The 18826-nt window shown below is 46.5% G+C and carries 14 protein-coding genes; 6 read left to right on the top strand and 8 right to left on the bottom strand.

The genetic code is table 11. The annotated features are described in order from the left end of the window. Positions 1-4: 4 nt before the first annotated feature. Complete coding sequence (locus tag OM978_RS04740; RefSeq protein ID WP_264345751.1) at positions 5-700, bottom strand: flagellar brake protein; 696 nt, start codon at positions 698-700, stop codon at positions 5-7. Positions 701-905: 205 nt separating this feature from the next. On the opposite strand from OM978_RS04740, the gene OM978_RS04745 reads away from it, so the two are divergent. Together OM978_RS04745 and OM978_RS04750 are read left to right on the top strand one after the other, a co-directional pair. Further along, a complete protein-coding gene (locus OM978_RS04745; RefSeq protein ID WP_264345752.1) occupies positions 906-2081 on the top strand; it encodes a tetratricopeptide repeat protein in 1176 nt (391 codons plus the stop codon). Positions 2082-2094: 13 nt separating this feature from the next. Next, a complete protein-coding gene (locus tag OM978_RS04750; RefSeq protein WP_264345753.1) occupies positions 2095-3033 on the top strand; it encodes a M28 family peptidase in 939 nt (312 codons plus the stop codon). Between the two features lie 18 nt (positions 3034-3051). On the opposite strand, the gene OM978_RS04755 is transcribed toward OM978_RS04750, so the two are convergent. From OM978_RS04755 to OM978_RS04770, 4 genes are read right to left on the bottom strand one after another with little or no spacing between them, the layout of a single operon-like run. Beyond that, positions 3052-4326 carry a pirin family protein gene (locus tag OM978_RS04755; protein WP_264345754.1) on the bottom strand — a complete coding sequence of 425 codons (1275 nt, stop codon included), beginning with the start codon at positions 4324-4326 and terminating at the stop codon, positions 3052-3054. A gap of 59 nt (positions 4327-4385) precedes the next feature. Further along, positions 4386-5903 (bottom strand): cryptochrome/deoxyribodipyrimidine photo-lyase family protein, encoded by a 1518-nt coding sequence (locus OM978_RS04760; protein WP_264345755.1) that lies wholly within the window; start codon positions 5901-5903, stop codon positions 4386-4388. Further along, positions 5900-7243 carry an FAD-binding domain-containing protein gene (locus OM978_RS04765; RefSeq protein ID WP_264345756.1) on the bottom strand — a complete coding sequence of 448 codons (1344 nt, stop codon included), beginning with the start codon at positions 7241-7243 and terminating at the stop codon, positions 5900-5902. Before OM978_RS04765 ends, OM978_RS04760 begins: the two co-directional genes overlap by 4 nt. After that, positions 7240-8763, bottom strand: coding sequence for a cryptochrome/photolyase family protein (locus OM978_RS04770; protein ID WP_264345757.1), 1524 nt, complete (start codon positions 8761-8763; stop codon positions 7240-7242). Before OM978_RS04770 ends, OM978_RS04765 begins: the two co-directional genes overlap by 4 nt. A 212-nt stretch (positions 8764-8975) precedes the next feature. Between OM978_RS04770 and OM978_RS04775 the strand changes: the two genes are divergently transcribed. After that, entirely contained in the window at positions 8976-9518 is a 543-nt protein-coding gene (locus tag OM978_RS04775) for a DUF2796 domain-containing protein (protein WP_264345758.1), read from the top strand. A 70-nt stretch (positions 9519-9588) separates the two neighbouring features. On the opposite strand, the gene OM978_RS04780 is transcribed toward OM978_RS04775, so the two are convergent. Continuing rightward, complete coding sequence (locus OM978_RS04780; protein WP_233007971.1) at positions 9589-10146, bottom strand: DUF3299 domain-containing protein; 558 nt, start codon at positions 10144-10146, stop codon at positions 9589-9591. A gap of 67 nt (positions 10147-10213) precedes the next feature. Here OM978_RS04780 and OM978_RS04785 point away from each other — a divergent pair, with 67 nt between their 5' ends. The 3 genes from OM978_RS04785 to OM978_RS04795 all read left to right on the top strand — a co-directional run bounded on the left by OM978_RS04785 (position 10214) and on the right by OM978_RS04795 (position 13976). Beyond that, entirely contained in the window at positions 10214-10909 is a 696-nt protein-coding gene (locus OM978_RS04785) for an ABC transporter ATP-binding protein (RefSeq protein WP_264345759.1), read from the top strand. After that, positions 10903-12162, top strand: coding sequence for an ABC transporter permease (locus tag OM978_RS04790; protein WP_264345760.1), 1260 nt, complete (start codon positions 10903-10905; stop codon positions 12160-12162). Before OM978_RS04785 ends, OM978_RS04790 begins: the two co-directional genes overlap by 7 nt. Positions 12163-12320: 158 nt before the next feature. After that, positions 12321-13976, top strand: a complete 1656-nt coding sequence (locus OM978_RS04795) for a diguanylate cyclase (RefSeq protein ID WP_264345761.1) — start codon at positions 12321-12323, stop codon at positions 13974-13976. A gap of 17 nt (positions 13977-13993) precedes the next feature. On the opposite strand, the gene OM978_RS04800 is transcribed toward OM978_RS04795, so the two are convergent. Further along, positions 13994-17848, bottom strand: a complete 3855-nt coding sequence (locus tag OM978_RS04800; RefSeq protein WP_264345762.1) for a PAS domain S-box protein — start codon at positions 17846-17848, stop codon at positions 13994-13996. A 150-nt stretch (positions 17849-17998) separates the two neighbouring features. Further along, positions 17999-18760 (bottom strand): dienelactone hydrolase family protein, encoded by a 762-nt coding sequence (locus OM978_RS04805; protein WP_264345763.1) that lies wholly within the window; start codon positions 18758-18760, stop codon positions 17999-18001. Positions 18761-18826: the final 66 nt, after the last annotated feature.

An 18826-nucleotide genomic window follows, 5' to 3' on the forward strand; every position in this document is an offset into this window, starting at 1 on the left:
TTACTCAACTGGCGATGGCTGGGTCGACGATAAAACGTTGCAGCATTTTAGCGACCTGTCGCTCCGGTAATTCAAACTTAATACCTAAAGACAACTCCTGTAATTCCAGATGGCAGTTCATAATTTCCCCTGGGATCTGAATACGATCCTCTTCGCCAGGCACCAACAACTCCATCATCACAGACACTTTGCTGATTTGGCTGGCATCCGCATTCATCTTCATTGAAAAACGGCAGCCGCAAGGTGAAATGTCGATGACAAAGCCGTTATAAAGTGAAAAGGTCTCAGGCAAAGTTCCTTGTTCCAATGGGTTAACATAAGCCGGAATAAAAGCCCGGATCCGCTGTTTTGCCCGTAAGGATCGGTTTTCAATTTGTTGGGGATATTCCAAAAACAGCAGGTGCACAGGATGATGAGAGATGGTTTTAATCATGGCTCTAAAGGCAATACACTCGCCTAAATCACCTTCCAGCAGGCAGCGCACAACCGTCATATTACCTTCAACAAACACATCTTTGTAGCCACCATCGACCACTTGTTGAGGCAGTTTCAGCACCAGATAGCGGTTTTTCTCATAGCCGACCAATGAAGTGCGTACCCTCAGACTGCTGGGCTGTGAGAACTGCAAGTCCACCTGCGAGCCAGGATGCAAATGACGGATTTTTTCATGCACTACGGGTGAAAGTAACGACTGTTCCATCGAGAGTCACCTTTGTTTGTTATTTGAACAAAACAGCAGCTTTGATTAATAGTGCAAATATGATAAAAATGCAAAGTTATTTTCTGCTTTTGGTACTAAATTTACTATTTTACCAAAGGGTGAAAAAATGGGATGAGAGGGGGAGGGGGAAAATAGAATAGCCGATAAATATGCCCTATAGTTTATGTATGAAAGATTGATGCAGATGATGAATATGAAATACTTTCTGAACATCTGTGTAGCTGTGCTTTTAACTGCATGTCAGCAAAACAATAGCCCAACTACTGCCCCTGACACCTTATGGAATGATGACTTGTTTCAGCCAGTGGCTGAGGTTGTGGAATCACCTGAGCAAATTTTTGCCTTACCTGATCAAGTTAAAATGGAAATCCGGTCTCTGACTCGATCTTCAGATTCTGCACGGGAAAAAACCGATGCATTACTCACTTATTTGTTTTCAAAAAAAGGCACCAACTTGTTGTATCAAAACGATGCAACTTTAACTGCCACTGAGACTCTGGCCGCCAGACAGGCTAATTGTTTGTCTTTGACCATATTGTCTTATAGCCTGGCACAAGAGTTAGATCTGTATGTGGAATTCAGAGATATTAAAATTCCTGAATACTGGACTCAGAATAATGGCCAGAGTTTATTAAATGGTCATGTAAATTTGAATGTTGTGGGTGGTAAAAATGTCAAAACTAATGGCAATGTAGATTACAGCGTGTTTAGTTATGTAATTGATTTTGGCGTGCAAAGTAATAAAAGTCATTTTCCCTCTGTTGCACTGAAACAGAGCCAGGTGATTGCCATGTTCTATAACAACAAAGCTGCGGAAGCTATGGTCTATGGCAAAGATGATCTGTCATATACTTATTTAAAGGCCGCCATCAAAGCGGACCCTTTAGCCGCGGAGAACTGGAATAATCTTGCTGTGTTATACCGGAAAAAACAGCAGTTTGAGCTGGCCGAAAAAGCCTATTTACTCTCAGGTAGATTGGATCCGGAACAACTGAATGCCAAAGCGAATTTAGCGCTACTTTATGAAGCGACAGGACAAACAGAAAAGGCTGAACAATTAAAACGTCTGGTCGATTCAAAACGGAATCAAAACCCCTATTACCACATTATGTTAGGCGATGAATCTTTCGCTTCTGGCGATGTACAGAGTGCTATCGAGCATTACAGAAAAAGTCTGGCCTTGGATAAAAAGTCAGCAGAGGCCTTATTTGGGCTGGCCAAAGCTCACTTGTCGCTTGGAATGACAGATAAAGCAGAGCAGTATTTACGCTCTGCCGCGCGGTCAGCTCCAAACAGGTCTGAACGTGATCGCTATCAGGGTAAACTGGATCGATTGATCACTGCAGTGGTTCAGCATTAAGAGGTAAATCGCAGTGCCGAAGTTTTATTCTATTGCGCTCTGTGCACTGCTGTTTTTGCTTCAGGTTCTGAGTTTTAACCTAAAAGCGAATTCAGCCTTACTGCATGATATCCAGCAATTATCAGATGAACCTATGGCAGGACGTAAAACTGCACAGCCAGGTGCTGAGTTGGCGCGTCAGTATATACGACAGCGCTTTGCTGATTTGGGCTTAGTGGCGTTACAGCCAGATTTTCAGCATCCTTTTGACTACAGCATAGGTTTTGTAGACAAGCAAGGTGTGAACCTGATCGCAACATTAAAAGGCTGCAACAGTGCTGACCGTTACATAGTGATGACGGCACATTATGATCACTTAGGCACTATAGCCGGCAAGGTTTACAACGGTGCGGACGACAATGCATCTGGTGTAGCCACTATGTTGGCTTTAGCTGCACTGTTAAAAACTCAGCCTTGCCCTTCATACAGTTATCTTTTTATTGCTACCGACGCCGAAGAATCGGGGCTTCATGGCGCTAAAGCTTTTGTCGCTGAACCAGCAGTACCGCTACAGCAACTTATACTGAATATTAATCTGGATATGCTCAGCCGCGGGGAGCGGGCGAATCACTTGTATCTGTATGGCGCTCATTCTTTGCCTGGGGTAACGGATTATCTGAACGCGGGGGATTTTTCAGTGAATTTAAAACTAAGGCACAGAGGCAAAGGGCTCAGAGGGCAAAACAGGTTGGACTGGGCTAATGCCAGCGATCACGCACCTTTTCGCCGGGCCGGTATCCCGTATTTGTTTTTTGGCGTTGATACCCATACTCACTACCATACACCGCAGGATGATTGGCAGAATATAGACCCAGCTTATCTGCAGCGGATGTTTGAGAGTCTGAGTTCTATCGTATTGTGGCTGGATAAACAGCCGCCAGAATGGTATCAGGCGGCGCGAAAACCTAGATAATCTGCTTTAGGTTTCAGATCATGGGGCTGGGATCCACTCTGGATCATCAGTCAGTCGGGGGAACTCACCACTGTTCCAGTCTGCTTTGGCTTGCACTAAACGTTCTGGGTTTCTGGCAACAAAATTCCAACTGAGCAGTACTGGGTCTGCCACTTCATCGCCACCCAGTACCATAAAGTGCGCACCATCATCGCCAGCGACCACAGTTAAATCTTCTGTCATCACCAACATTTGACCTGCGTTCAGAACGGGTTGTTTTAACGACCCTTTGGCCAGATAAATCGCCAGTTGCTGTTCAGACTTCGGTAAGGCCAAGCTGGCGCACGGATCCAGTTTCAGCTCAGCATAACAACAGCGGGCGGGAAAACTAACTACTGAAGTCTGAGAAAAATACTCACCTAACAACACCCGAATTTCACTGCCCGGCACCTGGATTGCGGGAAATAACGCCGCCGGATAATGTTGAAACGAAGGTTCAGATTCCGCTTCATCTTCTGGCAGCACTAACCAGATTTGCATACCTTCAACCTGGACTTGTTCTTCACGGATATCGGCTGGAATACGTTCTGAATGCGCTATGCCGCTACCTGCACGCATCAGGTTAATAGCACCGGGTTCAATCAGTTGTTTGGTACCTAGCGTGTCACTATGCAGCATAGCGCCGGAAAATAAGTAGGTGACGGTAGCAAGGCCAATATGCGGGTGCTGACGCACATCACCTTCTGTGTTGCCTGCAGCAAAAGTAGCTGGGCCCATATGATCCACAAAAATAAAAGGACCAACACGGCGCTGTGCTTTGGCTGGTAATAATCGCTTGATCATAAAACCAATATCACGGGCCTGCGGCTGAATAATCAAAGGCTCGCTGCTTTCAGTTAGTGCTGGCACTGGTTCAGCTTTGAGGCTGGTATGCACCTGTACTTCGGTTTGGGTCATCAATTTATGGATAGGGCATTTGTCTGCAATGGCCAGTAACTGTTCGCGCTGCTCTGCCGTTAAATCACCTATCAGTTCCAGACTAACATGCAACTGATACAAACCTTTGCCTTCGGCACTGTCATCCCGGCTGATTTCCACTTTGACTTCTTGTAGCGGAATATTTTTGCGTTTGGCAAACAACTGCAATGTCATAGCTTTACAAGTGGCTACTGCTGCATCAAATAAATCATGTGGATCTGGCCCAGTGTCAGTTCCTCCAGCAACCTGAGTTAAGTCAGCATTGATCTGATGGCTATCAATTTGAATGGTCTGTCGTAATTGACCCGGTGTATGTTGGCTGACAGTAATGGTCATAAATAAATCCTTTTGAAGGTAACTGAACTCAGCATATATTAAATAGACCCTGCAGTGGCTTATTCGTTCAGATCTAAGCTAAGTTGTGCTGTTGAACTTACTGATTTAGCGCTGCGCCTTGATGGTCTTTTTCTGCTGGCATGGCGCTGTACGAGCTGGCGTTTTTGCTCACGCCACCATTGCGGATCCTGTTGTTGTTTGCATTCAGTTAAGCGCTGTTTAGCCAGTCGCATTGCTTGTTGCAGGTCCACCACAGGCATGGGGTAATCTCTGCCCAGCACACAGCCATATTGATGCTGTAACGACAATGGCATGAGCCAAGGCTGATGCAACCAGCTATCTGGTAGCAAACGCAGTTCAGGGCACCAACGCCTTATAAATTGTCCTTGGGGATCTTTTTGCTGGCTTTGTAATACGGGGTTGTACATCCGGTTTGGATTAATGCCCGTGGTGCCAGCCTGCATCTGGATTTGTGGATAATGAATACCTGGCTCGTAATCGATAAAACACTGCGCCAGATGCAAAGCCACAGGCCGCCAGTCCAGCCATAAGTGATAACAGGCAAAAGCCACTAACATGGCACGAGCACGGAAATGCAGCCAGCCAGTGGCCAGCAAGCTACGCATACAAGCATCAATCAGCGGGTAGCCGGTATAGCCATGAGACCAGGCCCAGAACCAATCGGTATTAAAATCTTGCTTACGCAAACGGGCATAACCTGGATGCAGGGCTTCGGTTTCAATCAGCGGATCGGATTCCAGCTTCTGGATGAAATGACAATGCCAACGCAATCTGCTGTAAAACGACGATAAACCAAAACTTAAGGCAGGTTGTTGCTTGATGCTGCGTAGCGTCTGTTGTTGCAAAGCTCTTAAACTCAATTGGCCATACGCCAGATAAGGGCTCAGACGTGAACTGCTGTGCTGTGCTTTATCAGGCAATGAAATATGCCGGCTGTAGTCTTTTGCCCTGTAATTAAAAAAGCTTTGTACTGTATCTGGCAAGGTAAATGCGGTTTGCCCAGAACTGCAGGAGGGCAAATCCAACGCCCTCTGTGGTCGAAAAGGTTGAAAGGGCTGACGGCCATGGCAGATAAAAGGCAAAGTTTGAGGTCGCTGGTACAAAGCGCCTGATAAATACTGATCTGCTTGTTCAGCCCAAAGGTCGCGGTCTTTTAAAGCCCGAAATACAGCATGTTGCTGGTATTGCCGCCAAGGGATGGCCAGCTCTTTTAATAGCTGTTTTACCGCCAGATCACGTTGAAAAGTCCATAAGTTGCCGGTTTCTTCATGGCTGAGGACTTGAGCGATCGGAAACTCCTGACACAACTGTCGAAGCACTTGAGTTGCCGGGCCTTTGATCACCAACAAGGGTTGGCCCAAGGCTGTGAGTTGTTGATCCAGCAGCTGCAGGCTTTGTTCGATAAAGAGCCATTGTCGCACTGAGGTATCAGGCTGTTGCCAATAATCAGGTTCAATAATATACAAAGGCAATACAGCACCTTGTCGTGCCGCTTCTGCCAAAGGGCCATGGTCATCAATACGCAAATCACGTTTAAACCAGACCAAACTGATCATGTTTTTGTCTTCAACTGCTGCAGAAAAGGCCGCCAAAAATCCTGCACAGGTACTTTAGCTTCAGGCAGATGCACTAAGGCGCCTGCCGCTGTTTTGTGCGGTAACCAATGACGAACAAAGTCGCCTTGCGGATCGTGTGTCAAAGCTTGTTTGATTTGGTTAAATTGCCGGGCTCCACTGTTGCCGACTCCAGCTATATAAGCCCAGTTACACCAGTTGCTGGCACAATCATAATCCAGCAAATGCTGCTCAAAAAACGCCGCGCCTAAACGCCAGTCCTGCTGCAGCTCAAAAATAAGATAACTGGCGACATTCTGCCGGCCACGGTTTGACATCCAGCCTGTGTGCAACAACATCTTGATATTGGCATCGACAAAAGGCAGACCAGTTTTGCCCTGGCACCAGAGGTCAAAGCGCTTATCAGACACAGGATCAGAGAAATCCAGCGGCGGACGAAAAGCATTTTTACTAAACCAGGCGCTACTGTGCTGTCGCATCTGCCAGCGAAAATACTCCCGCCATAACAGCTCAAAGCGGATCCAATAAGTGGATTCATTAGCGATATGCTGTTGTTCAAAATCCAGTACCTGCTGCCAGGTATAACAAGCCGATAAGCAACCATTGGCCAGATAAAAAGACCATAAACTGCTATTCCATTCGCCATCCAAAGCATCACGACTTTGTTTGTAGCTACGAACAGCTTGTTGTTGCCAGATAAACTGCATCAGTCGCTCTAATGCGGCTGCTTCGTTCAGCAAGGCAGCAGTTGGGCTGTGATACTGGCTGATAAAGTCGGCCGTTGCTACATCCAAAAGCAGTTCCGTTTCGCCGTAAAACTGCGAAGAAACAGCATAAGACTGTGGCTGTTGCACTAAAAGCTCCGGTTCACGCTCTTTCCTGAACGCAGAGAAGCTTTTTGGCAAAGTGGCCAGAGCCGGTCTTAGTCCATGCTGCAACAAGCTATTGATATCATACAGCTTCAGTTTCAAGCCTGTGCGCTGTAGTTGCTGGTACTGCTCTGGTGCTGTGGGTTCTGCTGCAATTAAGCTTTGTGCCTGATATTGCTCTGCCAGCTGTTGCAGGCACTCCGAAGTTCCGCCAATGCGAATATGCAACAGTAGTTGTTTTTGCTGCCATTGCTTTTGCCAGTCCAGCATTAGCTTTAGCTGAGCCTGCAAACGCGACAGACTTGCACGCTTTATACCGTATTGCGTACTTAGATACTCAACTGGGTCCAACACCAGAACTGCTATCAGTTGATCAACATCTGCTTGTTCTGACAGCAACAGGTTATCGTGCCAGCGCATGGCTTGATTAAACAGCACCAAAGCGCGTTTCATAGCTGCTCCAGATGGATCAGCAAGGCTTGCGCTTTTGCTGTGATTTGTGCACGCTCGTCATCCGATTTACGGTACCAGTTCTGATAACTCAGCTGCATTCTGGCATTGCCAGACAGCTGCGCCTGATTACGTTCGAGAAAATTCCAGTACAAGGCGTTAAAAGGGCAGGCGGTGGGACTGGTGGTTTCAGCAACATCGTAAGCACAACTTTTACAGTAATTGCTCATACGCTGAATGTATTTACCACTGGCTGCATAAGGCTTAGACGCCAGTACGCCTTCATCGGCAAATAACGCCATACCCAGCGTATTCGGCAGTTCAACCCACTCGTAAGCATCAGCATAAACAGCAAGGTACCAATCGCAAATTTCTTCGACTGATAAGCCAGCCAATAGTGCAAAGTTACCTGTGATCATCAGACGCTGAATATGATGCGAATAGGCATATTCAATAGTGTGACTGATGGCTTGTTGCATACAGCGCATTTTGGTTTCTCCCGTCCAGTAATAGGACGGCAAAGGCGTATGAGCCTTAAGAAAGTTGCGCTCTTTGTACTCTGGCATCAGTAACCAGTACAAACCCCGCACATACTCGCGCCAGCCAATCAATTGGCGAATAAAACCTTCTGCAGCGTTCAGTGGCACTTTGCCTTCTTTATAAGCCAGCTCCACTTTTTGGCAGACCCAGCGCACATCCAACAGGCCACAGTTTAAATACATAGAACAAATGCTGTGAAAAAGATGAGGCTCGTTCAGTTGCATCGCATCCTGATAATCACCAAAGAGTGGCAATTGATGCTCAACAAAATGTAAAAACGCCTGCCTTGCTTGTTTACCTGTCACTGCGTAACTGAAACTGTCGGCATTGCCCATGTTGTTCGGGAATTGCTGTTTCACCAAAGCTATGACTTGGCTGGTGATTTCATCAGGTTCGAACTTGAGGATTTCTGGTAACTGCTGTTTAGCTGATATGGCTTTTCTGTTACTTGCATCGAAATTCCACTGTCCACCTACAGGTGCTCCGTCTTGCATTAAAAGACCCGTATAGCGGCGCATTTCACGGTAGAAATACTCCATCCGATATTGCTTTCGCCCTTGAGCCCAGTGCTGAAACATGGCTTTGCTGGCAATAAAACGGTCATCTTCCAGCATCAGCAGTGGACGCTTAAACAGTTGCTGCCAGCTTAAAATCTCCTGCTCTAACCTATATTCGCCGCATTCGGTGATACAAATCTGGTCTAGCTCCGGATGGCGTGAAAGTTCAATAGCAACAGCTTCAGTCAAACTGCTAACTTTTTGTTGGTAATCGATATAACTGACATCTATGCCTTGCTGCTGCAATACAGCAGCAAAATGACGCATGGCGCTGAAGATCAATATGATTTTTTGTTTGTGATGAGGGGTATAGCTGGCCTCGCTGGCCACTTCGGCCATCAACACCCTGTCTTGAGGTTGCACGTCGCGTAACGATGACAGAGCGGGACTGAGCTGATCACCTAATACCAGAATTAACTTTGCCATCTTGGATTACCGTTATTTTGTTTTTTGATACGGCGGTGGCACAGGAACAGATCAGTGACAGTGCGAAAGCTGCCATACCGTTGGATTAACAAAAAACTGCGGCAGAAGGCAAAATCAAAGCGCATATGTTGCGAATGGTGGGGTTATTATAAGGAAGAATTTTTGCTTTGGAGTGAGCTTTCGTGCAATCAAAAACCGTCAACACAAAAACTGTGAACACAAAAACATGGGTATCAGGCTTGTTTCTTGGCGCTAGTCTGTTTGTTAACTCTGTTGCCGCGCAGGAACATCAGCACGAAGAACACGGCAGCCACACTCATGGCCAGGCTGTTTTGACTTTTGTGTTGGAAGGCAATGAAGCTGAACTTGCTTTCGCTACTCCTACGGCCAATATTGTTGGCTTTGAGCATCAGGCCAAAGATGATGCAGAGCGTCAGTTGGTGCAAAAAATGATTGCAGATTTTACCAACGCCAGCTGGTTTAGTTTTGGCGCTGAAGCCAATTGCACAGTCACAGGCACGGATATCAGCTCAGATTTAACTGCAGAACGTACTACCAAGCCACAGCACGCAGATTTAAATGCCAATTACACTTTAGTTTGTCAAAACCCGGCGCGTTTGCAGGCGCTGACATTGGATTTAGCCACTATTGCGGCAGGTGTAGAAAAAGTGTCAGTGCAGTGGATAGTGAATGGTGAACAAGGGGCTGCGGATTGGGCTGCGGGAGCCGGTGCTTTGCCACTGACAGCGCAATAAGGCAAATAAGTATTTATCACCCAATAAAAAATCGGCTTTTGCCGATTTTTTATTGGGTGGAAGAAAGCACTTACTCGTAGGTATATTCTTCGATTTTATCGGCTTTCATCGAGTAAGCCGATTTTGCCAAATCATGACTCATGGATTCTGTAGTCAAAGTACCGCTGATCCAGAATGGTGAATAAATCATGTCACCTTTGATTTTTTGCTTGTTGGTGACAAAAATAATCTGGTTTGGTGGTGGTGGAGGTACGTGAATACAGGCACCAAAATAAGGCACCAGGAAAAATGCGGTGACGTTTTGATCAGCATCATATTCCACAGGCACGATAAAACCAGGCACTTTTACTTTTTGGTTATTCAGCTCGCCTTTTACATTGGCAGACATTAACACTTCGTTCCAGGCTGCAGCAGCTGGGTCCTGATTACCAAAAGCCTGATTTAATGCGCCACCGGCTGGAGCTTCACCGCCTTCATGGCTGATTTCCGGCAGTTGTTCCATCTTTTTCAAATCTTCTTCAGGCAATAAATCTGTCCATTCCAATGCCTTATAGTCTTCCGCTTTGACTGGTAACGCAGTAAATGCGACCAAAGTCAGAATTAACGCCATGTATAACGATTTAACCATTGGAGCCTCAGCCTCTGCATATGTTATAAGGTCACAAAAGAAGCCGTATCATAACATGAGCCTTGTAATGTCAGAGCACACAGACCTGAAAATTCCGGCACTTGAACTCAAATCTTTAGTGTTCAGTTGGCCGGATCAGCCCCCTTTATTGAATATCCCACAACTGAAACTTGAGCAGGGCCAGCATTTATTTATTTATGGTTCCTCCGGCTCAGGTAAAACCACTTTATTGAATTTACTGGCTGGTATTTACCCTTGCCAGCAGGGTGATATTTTAATTGCTGGTCAGTCGATGGCGGCCTTATCAGCTGCTAAACGGGATCAGTTACGAGCCTCTTCGATAGGCGTGGTATTCCAGCAACTGAACTTAATTCCGTATTTGACTGTGTTGCAAAACGTCTTACTGGTCAGCGCCTTTACTAAAAAAATTCCACAGGCCGAGCAGCGTGCCCGTTACTTATTGCAGAAATTAGGTTTAGACCAGCAGTTATGGCAGGCACCAGCCAATCAATTGAGCGTTGGTCAGCAGCAGCGTGTGGCGATAGCCCGCGCTTTATTAACTCAGCCCGCTTTGCTGATTGCAGATGAACCTACCTCAGCTTTAGACCATAAACACAGAGATGGTTTTATGCAGTTGATGCTTAGCGAAGCCGAACTTTGTGGCACCACAGTGGTTTTTGTCAGTCATGATCCCGCTTTACGCTCGTACTTTCACTTCGAGCTGGATATGGAGCAGTTACACCAGGGAGTTCAGCCATGTTAATGCAGTTGGCCAGAGCCAGTTTATGGAACCGTAAAGGCACAGTGCTGATGACGGTGATTTCGTTAACCATCAGTATCGCTTTGTTATTGGGTATTGATCATATTCGCCATGAAGCTAAAAGCAGCTTTACCAGCACGGTATCTGGCACAGATCTGATCGTCGGTGCTCGTTCCAGCCAGTTGAATTTATTGTTGTATTCGGTATTTCGTATTGGTAACGCCACCAATAATATCGGCTGGAAGAATTATCAGACGGTAAAAACTCATCCACAAGTAGCCTGGAGTATTCCTATATCTCTGGGCGATTCACATCGTGGTTATCGGGTTATAGGCACCAACGATGATTATTTTAAGTATTACCAGTATGGCGAAAAACAGCCGTTGAAACTGGCACAGGGTAAAGTTTTTGCCGGCGTGTACCAAGCGGTTTTAGGCTCTGTCGTTGCGCAAAAACTAGGTTATCAGTTGGGTGAACAAATTACTTTGTCGCATGGTGTTGGCAGTATCAGCTTTACCCAGCATAAAGATAAACCTTTTGAAGTGGTGGGTATTCTCGCTCCAACTGGCACACCTGTGGATCAGAGCGTACATATTCCGCTGCAGGGTATCGAAGCTATCCATTTGGGGTGGCAAAGCGGTGGCATGCCGGCGCCAGGTAAGGGCATTAGTGCCGAACAAAGCCTGAGTATGGATTTGGAACCTAAAGTCATTACCGCTTATATGCTGGGTTTAAAATCCAAAATGGCAACTTTTGCAGTGCAACGTCAACTCAACGAATTTAAAGCTGAACCTTTATCCGCCATTCTGCCTGGCGTGGCTCTGGCTGAATTATGGCAAATGCTCAGCATGGTTGAGAATATGTTGTTACTGATCACAGCCTTAGTGATAGTAGCGACGCTGGTTGGTATAGTCACTACCTTACTGGCGGGCTTAAAAGAACGTCAGCGCGAAATGGCGATATTAAGGGCTGTAGGGGCTCCGGCTTCCACCGTATTTTTACTGATAGAGCTAGAATTATTGCTGATGGCGTTATTGTCCATTGGTACGGCCTTGCTTGTTTTAGTGGCCGGACTCTGGGGCTTTCGCGAGCTGTTAGCCAGTCAATACGGACTTTTTATCAGTATTAACCCCTGGCATGAGCAAACTGGTTTTCTGCTGGCTGCTGTATTGGGGCTCACCCTGGTATTAGGAGCTATCCCTGCCTTCTTAGCCTACCGTAGGGCGCTGGCTTCAGGCTTAATGGTTCGGCTTTAACTGACAAATGGGCAAAACCGATCTGGTCTTTGCCCAATTTTTGTTGTTGTTTTAAGCACATAGCGTGAAATTTTTCCGGGCAAATTTGTATTTGTTGCTGGGATTTATTTAATCCTTTGTTATAGTAGAACAGCAACTCCAACGAACAATGACAGAGCATGACCGCAGAACAGTCCAAATTAGAGCAACAACTGGCTAAGCTTCACCAGCAATATATGGAGCGACTGCAAGCTGACATTCCTGTGCTCGCCTCTCAGGTAGGCGCTCTGGTTACCTTATCAAGCCAGTCAGACTGGCGTTCAGTGATTCTGCCTTTAAAGCATAAATTCCATACTTTGGCTGGTTCCGCCGGTACTTTTGGCTTACCACAACTGGGTAAGCTGGCCAAAAATCTGGAACTGCAATTAAAAGACTGGATGGCAGAAGAGTCTGCTCCGGACTTGTTATCGATTAACAGTTTTATGACCATTTTCCAGCAAGTGCAATACGCCCATCAAAGCGGACATCAGGTGATGAACCTAACCTCTGCCAGGTTGGATTTGTTGCATGATCAGAAAGCACTTATTTATGTGCTGGAAGATGACGAAGAGACTGCACAACATCTGACGTTGACCCTTGCTACTTTTGGTTACCAGATCCAAAGCTATACACGTATAGCAGAATTGGATCATGCGCTGAAAACCCGATTACCTGATGCCTTGATCCTGGATATTTCATTACCGGATGAAGAGCAGAGTGGTCTGGAGTATATAGCGGATTTTCAGAAGACTTTAGATGAAGCCTTGCCAGTGCTGGTATTAACCAGTCACAACAGTTTTGATCATCATTTGCAGGCCGTGCGCATTGGTGCCCGTGGTTATTTTGTAAAACCTTTAAATACCACAGCTCTGGAGGCGCGTTTACAGCGCTTATTGGCGGTACGCAGACGTGAGGCTTTTCGGGTTTTGATTGTCGATGATGATCAGCTATTGGCTGAACATTATGCACTGGTGCTGCAAGGGGCAGGGCTGCGTGCTGAAATTCTGTTAGACCCTTCTCAAATTTACGAAGGGCTAAATCGTTTCCGTCCAGACGTAGTCTTGCTGGATGTTCTGATGCCAGGCTGTTCAGGTCCTGAATTAGCCCAATTGATCCGCTTACAGGATGAATGGCTCAGTGTTCCCATTATTTATTTATCGTCAGAAACTGACGGTGAACGTCAGCTTGCGGCTTTAGTCAAAGGCGGCGATGACTTCCTGACCAAACCTATTACCGACACTGCGTTAATAGTGGCTGTTTTTGCCAGAGCGCAACGTGCCAGACAACTGGCCGATATGATGACCAAAGACAGCTTAACCGGCTTGTTGCAACACGCCAGAGTGAAAGAGCGTTTAAGTCATGAATTACAACGCAGTGAACGTACTGGTGAGCCTTTAAGTGTGGTGATGTTAGATATTGACCACTTTAAAAAGGTCAATGACAGCTATGGCCATCTGATCGGCGATCAGGTGATTAGCAGTTTAGCTAACCTTTTAAAACAACAACTGCGTAAAACCGACATCATAGGCCGTTATGGTGGCGAAGAGTTTTTACTGATTTTGCCAGATTGTAATCAAGAGCAGGCCTTTGGGTTGGTCGAACAAATGCGCCAATCCTTTGCCAGTTTACCCTTTAGTTTTGACTACCAGAATTTTCACTGTACTTTCAGTGCTGGTATTAGTCAGTCAAAAGCCACAGATGAGACAGACCAACTGATTGATCAGGCGGATAAAGCGCTGTATAGCTCCAAACATGCAGGGCGAAATCAAACCCAGTTTTATCAGACTCCAGTTTAAATCCCGCTCAGCCAGACTTACGGAGCGGGAGCTAATAAGTTTTTCAGTTGCTGCAATAATGCCGGTAAGTCGATCCGGCTTTTTGCCAGCACTAAATCGACCTGATGTCGCTGTGCCTGATTAAGCTCCTGAGCCGACCAAATGACCACAGGCGTTTGTGGCTGACGTAGTGCCAGTTCAGGTAACAATTCCAGCCCTGAGCCATCCGGCAAACCAATATCCAGTATGACCAGATCAAAACGCTGACTGTTGAGCAACTGCATGGCTGATTTTACACTGGTGGCTTGCACTGAAGAGGCGAAGTCCGCCAGATGTAAGGCCAGAATTTGGCCTAGATGTGGGTCATCCTCTACATGCAAAATTCTGGTGTTCTGGTGTTTATCTGCGCCCAATAACAGCTCCAGTTTCTCCAATAACGAAGAAGGAGAGACAGGTTTATCCAGCCAGTCCAATGCATGGACTCCTCCCAGCAACTGGGTATGGTTGTCTTTGGATTCTGAACTGATGATCAACACCGGCGTGGATTGATAGTGACTGCGGCTACGCAGTTCTGCAAAAAGAGCTGAACCGTGACCATCAGGCAAATTCAAATCCAGAGTAATAGCCTGATATAAATCCTGATCTAAAGCTGTGACGGCTTCTTTTAGGGTGGTGGCACAGTGGCTTTGATAACCCTGAGTCTGTAGCAGCTGCATAATAAAGCCCGCGACGTGAGGATCATCTTCTACTACCAGTATTTTCGGCTGATTCAGACTGGCTTGTTTCGCTTGCGCAAAATTGAGGTAAAAGCAACTCCCGGTAGGCGTCAGATTGTAAAAGCCCACTTTACCATCCATATGCTCAATCAGTTCTTTGACTATGGATAAACCTAAACCTGTGCCTTCACTTTGTCTGCTGTCAGCCCCGTCAGCTTGCGAGAACTTCTCAAACATATGATCTTTAAATTCATCAGGTATACCAGGACCTTCATCTTCAACTTCTACCCGGACTTCATCGCCAACTAACAAAGAACGCACCTTCACGACAGAGCCAGCAGGTGAAAATTTTGCAGCATTGGACAATAAATTAGCCATAATTTGCTGAAATCTCATGGCGTCTACCATCACCATAGCGTCCTGTTGTTCCGTCAGTTGCAGCTGAACTCCATACTTATCGGCGTAAGGCTGGTTACTTTGCACCGACTTTTCCAGTAGGTCCGAAATCAGGCACAGGCTCAAATCAAAATGCATTTTACCTGCGACCAGCTTATCTATGTCCAACAGATCGTTAATCAACTGACTGAGTCGGGAGCTGTTATCTTTGGCTATATCCAGCATTGAAACCATAGGGCCTGGCACAGGTCCTAAAACGCCGCCTGTCACTAAAGCTAAAGAGCCAGAAATCGAGGTCAGCGGAGTACGCAGTTCATGGCTGACCATAGAAACAAACTGGTTTTTCATCTGTTCGATACGACGCCGTTCGGTAATGTCCTGAAGAATGGACCAGATCTGCTGCTCCCCCTCGTGGTTCTGGATCAGCACTCCCGTCACTGACACAGGCACAAAATGACCGTCCTGATGCTGTATTTCCTGCTCCAATGGGCCATAACGTCCGTTGTGTTGTAACTGAGTCATTTGATCTGCTGCCATGGTGGCATAACCGGCACTGGATGGTGCGTCAGAGCAATCCGGCTGGTCTTTATAGCCCAGCATGCGATAAAACTCAGGGTTAGCCTCAATAAAAGCACCGTCGGTAAACCGGTTCAGTACTATAGCCAGAGGTGCCATTTTATACAGCGATGAAAGCTTTTGCTCACTGGCACTTAATGCCTGCAAGGCTTCGTGTTGTTGGGTTACATCCCAGATAAAACCATCGATATACAGTAGCTCGCCGTTGTCATCATAAACACCCTGACCCAGCTCCTGCACCCAGCGCAGGCTGCCATCTTTGTGCCTGAGCCGGTATTCAACATTAAAACGTTGCTGGTTAGCCAGGGCTTGTTGTACTGCACTATTTGTATGCTCTGCATCATCAGGGTAATTCAGTTCGGCAAAACTGATTTCTTTGCTGCGGATCAGTTGTTGGGCTTTGTAACCCGTTAAGGCAAATACTTCATCACTGACAAACAACATAGTCCAATGTTCATCGTTACGGCAGCGGTACACTACACCAGGTAAATTATCCAGCATGGAGCGGTAACGCTGTTCACTCATCAGCAAGGCATGATTTAAATGCTCCAGCTGAGTAATATCTATAGCCACACCTAAAAATCCGCGGATAGCGTTGTGTTCATCCCGCATCGCCGACACACTTAGCCGTACTTGTTTGCGGTCGCCATTTTTACAGACGTAACTCCACTGCCGGGTTTCGCTTTGACCCTGGCGGGCATGGTGCACAAAAACATCAAAGCCCTGTATGTTTTGGCCGTACTTCTTGCTCAGTACCTGAGCATGAGCTGTGATTTCTGCAGGGTCGTGAAACAAAGCCGGACTATGTTTACCCACCAATTCATCTGCGCCATAGCCGAGCATGCGCTCAGCTCCTGTATTAAACAGCCTTATGGTGCCTAGTGGATCGGTAGATATCAGCGCTACTTCTGTAGAGGAGTCAATAATGGCTTGCAGCCAGGAGCGTGTTTCTAAAATTTCTGTTTCTTTTTCCAAAGCTGTAGTGACATCGGAGTGCACCCCAAACATCAGCAACGGTTCGCCTTCGGCTGTCCAGCTCATGACTTTACCAATGGCATGGATCCAAACCCAATGACCAGCCTTGTGTTTCATTCTAAAGGTGCAGTCATAATAGGGCGTAAGTTTGGCGAAATGCTGCTCCAGCTGCTCTGTACAGCGTATTAAATCCTCAGGATGTGATAATTCAGCCCATAAATCGACAGAGGTCTGTTGTTTTGACGTTAAGCCAATCAGAGTAAACCAGCGCTCATTAAAAATTGTTGTGCCGGTTTGCACATTCCATTCCCAGGTGCCGAGGTTGGAGCCGTTGATAATGGCATCCATCCGGTCATGTTCTTGCTTAATTTGTAACTGCTGCTGATGCACTTCGGTGACGTTAGCGGCAATTATGATAATGCTTTCGACCAGACCTTTATGGTTTTTTTGTGGCACAAAATTGACATCAAAAATTTGACCATTTGCGGGCTTGGCTTGAAAAGAAACTGTTTCCCCCGCAAGGCACTTTTCAAGTGAAGGTTTTGCCTCAGCAAAAGGAGCTTCACCAAAGACCTGCAAAATAGTTTTTCCCACCGCGAAATCAGGTTCAATTCCAAACCATTCGGCGTATTTGTGGTTACAGAATACATAACGAAAATGGGTATCTATCTGGCCTAACAGCACGGGGGCGTGATTGATGACTGTCGTCAACGTTCGTTGTTGCTGATAATAAAGTTCAGCTTTCTGCCGCGCTTCGAGTAGCTGCACAGCCTGCATACCCAGCAAACTTAAACCCTGTCGTTGCTCCGCTGTCAGCTCTCTGACCTTGCTGTCCACCACACATAAAGTGCCCAATACGGCACCGTTACTCAAAGTCAGAGGCGCGCCAGCATACAAACGTATACCGTCAGGTTTGGTGACATCCGGGTTATCGGCAAAACGTGGGTCTTTACTGGCATCCGGGACATAAGTCAGTTCGTTTGGTTCTAAAATGCTATGGGCACAAAAAGAAATATCTCTGTGGGTTTGATGATGATCAAAGCCAATTTTAGTTTTAAACCATTGTCTGTCTTTATCCACCAGAGTCAGCACAGCACAAGGGGTCTGGCATATGTGGCTTGCCAGCTGAACCAGCGCATCGAAGGCTGCTTCAGGTGCTGTATCAAGAATATTCAGCGTATAAAGTGTGGCTAAACGTTCTGCTTCGTTGGGTGGAAAAACTGCCCGCATACAAAAATTCCAGACAAAAGATATGAATTGAGTGTAACTGCAATTTTGAAAGCTTTTAAATAAAAAGCTGAAACAAAGCAGGTATTTAGTGATTTAGCCTGTATTGGCGTTAACAGCGGTACAGTCTTTGGAAAGCGCCCGCAGGCGCTGTTATGATTTTTGCTCCAGCATACGCAACAATGCTGCCCAGCTGTCTTTATCAGCGTGCTCGTCGTATTTAAAAGGCATGCCAAAAGCTTCACCTTTGGCTGTGGCTTGCGGCACGGTAAAGCTATGTTTGACGCCGGGGTACACCCGAAAATCTAAGTCAGCGCCAGCCCCCAGCATTTCAGTGACAAAGCTGCTGGCTTGTTCTGGCGGCACAAAAGGATCAGCGCCGCCATGGGCCACCAGAATTTTAGCTTTCAAAGTAGTAGCATCAGCTTTGAATTTTTTTGAGGTTAACATGCCATGGAAACTGGCCACTCCGGCAAGGTTTTTACCCATGCGGGCCTGATTCAGTACCACGCCACCACCAAAACAATAACCCATAGCGTAAATGCGGCTGGCATCGACACCTGATTCTGCTTTTAATAAGGTCATAGCAGCTTCAAAACGGGCATTAATTTTCTCCGGATCCTTCATCGCTTCTTCCATAAAGGCCATGGCGTTGTCTGGATGATCGGCCACTTTGCCTGTGCCATACATATCGACAGCAATACTGGTGTAGCCCAATTCGGCCAACATTTTGGCTCTGCTGCGAGCATAGTCATTAAAGCCCCACCATTCGTGGATCACAATAACGCCGGTGCCCTGATTTTTAATGCTGTCATTGCCGTAAATTACCGCACTGCCAAGCTGATTGGGCAACTGCACCTTTTTTTCGGTCACTGCCGCAAAGCCTGATGCGGTAAAGATGAAAAGTACTGACACACAGATCCTAGACAGCCATCTCATAAAAAGTCCTCCGGGTTTGGTTGTTTATTCGCCGCTAAGCAT

Source organism: Rheinheimera sp. MM224, from assembly GCF_947090785.1.
GTDB lineage: Bacteria > Pseudomonadota > Gammaproteobacteria > Enterobacterales > Alteromonadaceae > Pararheinheimera.

Coding starts and splice junctions, on each gene's coding strand:
- OM978_RS04800 (WP_264345762.1), bottom strand. CDS start 17,848: ATGCGGGCAGTTTTTCCACCCAACGAAGCAGAACGTTTAGCCACACTT.
- OM978_RS04765 (WP_264345756.1), bottom strand. CDS start 7,243: ATGAAACGCGCTTTGGTGCTGTTTAATCAAGCCATGCGCTGGCACGAT.
- OM978_RS04760 (WP_264345755.1), bottom strand. CDS start 5,903: ATGATCAGTTTGGTCTGGTTTAAACGTGATTTGCGTATTGATGACCAT.
- OM978_RS04780 (WP_233007971.1), bottom strand. CDS start 10,146: ATGGTTAAATCGTTATACATGGCGTTAATTCTGACTTTGGTCGCATTT.
- OM978_RS04745 (WP_264345752.1), top strand. CDS start 906: ATGATGAATATGAAATACTTTCTGAACATCTGTGTAGCTGTGCTTTTA.
- OM978_RS04755 (WP_264345754.1), bottom strand. CDS start 4,326: ATGACCATTACTGTCAGCCAACATACACCGGGTCAATTACGACAGACC.
- OM978_RS04795 (WP_264345761.1), top strand. CDS start 12,321: ATGACCGCAGAACAGTCCAAATTAGAGCAACAACTGGCTAAGCTTCAC.
- OM978_RS04740 (WP_264345751.1), bottom strand. CDS start 700: ATGGAACAGTCGTTACTTTCACCCGTAGTGCATGAAAAAATCCGTCAT.
- OM978_RS04770 (WP_264345757.1), bottom strand. CDS start 8,763: ATGGCAAAGTTAATTCTGGTATTAGGTGATCAGCTCAGTCCCGCTCTG.
- OM978_RS04790 (WP_264345760.1), top strand. CDS start 10,903: ATGTTAATGCAGTTGGCCAGAGCCAGTTTATGGAACCGTAAAGGCACA.
- OM978_RS04785 (WP_264345759.1), top strand. CDS start 10,214: ATGTCAGAGCACACAGACCTGAAAATTCCGGCACTTGAACTCAAATCT.